The sequence below is a fragment of the Pontibacterium sp. genome (assembly GCF_041587635.1).
Classification (GTDB): Bacteria; Pseudomonadota; Gammaproteobacteria; order Pseudomonadales; family Balneatricaceae; genus Pontibacterium.
In genome coordinates this window covers 1-2,989 of record NZ_JBFGYC010000494.1, presented here as the reverse complement: position 1 = coordinate 2,989, position 2,989 = coordinate 1, and the positions used below count along the sequence as shown (strand labels likewise).

Here is a 2,989-nt window from a genome sequence, read left to right as displayed (position 1 = left end):
CTGTGACCCTTAGCGGGGCGATATTATCCGGTGAGTAATGATGAACGATCAAGACCCGATTAAAAATGAACTGCATACTTTGCGTGATTATATACGTTGGTGCATGAGTGCGTTTGGAGAACACGACGTGTTTTTCGGCCATGGCACTGACAACGCATGGGATGAGGCAGTGCAGTTGGTATTGGGTGCCGTGCATCTGCCGTGGGATGCGGATAAGGCGGTGTTGGATGGTCGTCTTACCTCCCCAGAGAAAGATAAGATTCTGGCGTTCATTGATAAACGTGTACTTGAGCGTGTGCCGTTGCCCTATCTGACGAATGAAGCATGGTTTTCAGGCATGCCATTTTATGTCGATGAACGAGTGATTGTTCCGCGTTCACCTATTGCTGAGTTAATTGATGCGCAATTTGCCCCGTTTCTGAGGGAAGGGGCAGTGAACCGTATTTTAGATCTGTGTACGGGAAGTGGTTGTATCGGCATTGCGTGTGCGTATGCATTCCCGGAATCCGATGTAGATCTGGTGGATCTGTCCGATGATGCGCTGGATGTTGCGAGTATTAACGTGGCGCGGCATGAGCTGGAGCAGCGGGTGATTCCTCGCCAGAGTGATCTGTTTAATGCGCTGAAAGGCGAGCGTTATGATCTGATCGTATCCAATCCACCGTATGTAGATGCTGAAGACCTGGCATCGATGCCGGATGAATATGCTCATGAGCCGGAATTGGCTTTGGGTTCTGGTGATGATGGTCTGGATATCACTAAGCGTATTTTGCGTGAAGCCAATGACTATCTGACTGATGATGGACTGCTTGTTGTTGAAGTGGGTAATAGCGAAGTGCATCTGATGGAGCAGTATCCTCAATTGCCGCTGATCTGGCTGGAGCTGGAGCAGGGTGGGAATGGCGTGTTTGCCATTAGTGCAGCTGATCTGAAAGCGCACCGGGAAGAAATTTAAGCGAGGCGGTATACTTAGGCCTCTGTTAGCTGGCGTGAAAACGCTGGACGATGTTTATAAAAGTGGATTGAAACGATGTCAGGAAATAGCTTCGGAAAACTCTTTACTGTGACCACCTTTGGTGAGAGTCACGGCCCCGCGCTGGGTTGTATTGTTGATGGTTGCCCTCCTGGTATTGAGCTGAGCGCGGAAGATTTGCAGGTTGATCTGGATCGCCGTAAGCCGGGAACGTCTCGTCACACGACTCAGCGTCGTGAAGATGATGTGGTTGAGATTCTGTCGGGTGTATTTGAAGGTAAGACGACAGGTACACCGATTGGTCTGTTGATTAAAAACACCGACCAGCGGTCGAAAGATTACTCTAACATTGCTGAGACGTTCCGACCGGCTCATGCTGATTACGTCTACTCTCACAAATATGGCTTCCGCGATTACCGCGGTGGTGGTCGTTCTTCTGCGCGCGAGACTGCGATGCGCGTTGCTGCCGGTGCAGTAGCGAAGAAGTTCCTGGCATCTAAAGGGGTTGAGGTACGAGGGTATCTGTCTCAGTTGGGTCCAATCGCGATTGATATGGAAAACTTCGACTGGAATGAAGTAGGTAACAATCCCTTCTTTTCGCCTGATGCTAAAAAAGCAGAAGAGATGGCGCAGTATATGGATGAGCTGCGTAAAGAGGGTAACTCTGTTGGAGCAAAAATTTCTGTTGTTGCGAGTGGCGCGCCTGTTGGATTGGGTGAGCCGATCTTCGACCGGTTGGATGCAGACCTGGCACATGCGCTGATGAGTATCAACGCGGTTAAAGGTATTGAGATCGGTGATGGTTTTGCATCGGTGGCGCAAAAAGGTACTGAGCACCGTGATGAGATGACCCCGGAAGGTTTCTTGTCCAACCATGCGGGTGGTATTTTGGGCGGTATCTCCACCGGTCAGGATATCATTGCTCATATTGCGCTGAAGCCAACATCAAGCTTGCGTTTGCCGGGTCGCAGTATTAACGATCGCGGTGAAGAGATTGAGGTCGTGACGAAAGGTCGTCATGATCCTTGTGTCGGTATTCGGGCAACACCCATTGCAGAGGCGATGATGGCGATTGTGTTGATGGACCACTTCCTGCGCAATCGCGGGCAGAATGCAGACGTGACATCTGATTTGCCGGTGATTAAGTAATTCTCGGATTACCACTGGTTCGGCTGCAGTTTCAAATTGCAGTTTTTGATATGCCCGGTGTTGCAACCGGGCATATTGCGTATGGATAGTAATAAGGTGGGCTGCTTTTGCAGCCTTAACGCTTTTTTTGTGCGGCTGATTTCAGCTTGTGCACGAAGATGGTGAGTATAGAAGATGACAACTTTGTACACTGAAAAATTATACGATGGTTACGGCCAGAGCTTCGAGATTGATGAGGTGCTGTTTGAGCAGCAAACGGATTCATGGCATCTGATTATCTTCCGTAACCGCTTTTTCGGTACTGTGATGGCGTTGGATGGGATCATCCAGACGACAGAGAAGGATGAGTTCGTATACCACGAGATGCTGACCCACGTGCCTTTATTTGCGCACGGCGATGCGAAAAAAGTCCTGATTATCGGCGGCGGTGATGGTGGTATTCTGCGTGAGGTGCTTAAGCATCCTGAAGTAGAGCAGGTGACGCAGGTTGAGATTGACCAGGCGGTTATCGATATGTGCAAAGAATACCTGCCGGGTCATTCTGCGGGTGCGTTTGACGATCCGCGTGCAAAAATTGTAATTGCTGATGGGATGGATTTCGTTCAGCAGGATGGTGAGAAATACGATGTCATCATCTCTGACTGCACTGATCCAGTGGGCCCGGGTGAAGTGCTGTTCTCCAGTGATTTTTATCAGGGGTGCAAAAAACATCTGAACGAAGGTGGCATTTTTGTGGCGCAGAATGGTGTGGCCTATATGCAGGTTGATGAAGTAGTCACAACGCGTCGTCGTTTGAGTCCGTACTTTTCTGATCAGACCTTCTATGCGGCTGCGGTGCCAACTTATGTGGGCGGTGTAATGACGCTG

General features: G+C 49.7%; 3 protein-coding genes. All 3 read left to right on the top strand.

Going from position 1 to position 2,989, the window contains the following annotated elements; genetic code table 11:
- Positions 1 to 37 precede the first annotated feature (37 nt).
- On the top strand, positions 38 to 955 hold the full coding sequence (gene prmB, locus ABYW01_RS18005) for a 50S ribosomal protein L3 N(5)-glutamine methyltransferase (RefSeq protein ID WP_372835479.1): 918 nt from the start codon (positions 38 to 40) through the stop codon (positions 953 to 955).
- Positions 956 to 1,030: 75 nt separating this feature from the next.
- Positions 1,031 to 2,122: a chorismate synthase gene (gene aroC / locus ABYW01_RS18000; protein WP_372835476.1), complete on the top strand. Its 1,092-nt coding sequence runs from the start codon at positions 1,031 to 1,033 to the stop codon at positions 2,120 to 2,122.
- 174 nt (positions 2,123 to 2,296) lie between these two features.
- Positions 2,297 to 2,989, top strand: a 693-nt coding sequence (gene speE / locus ABYW01_RS17995; RefSeq protein ID WP_372835473.1) for a polyamine aminopropyltransferase, incomplete at its 3' end; no start/stop codon positions are given.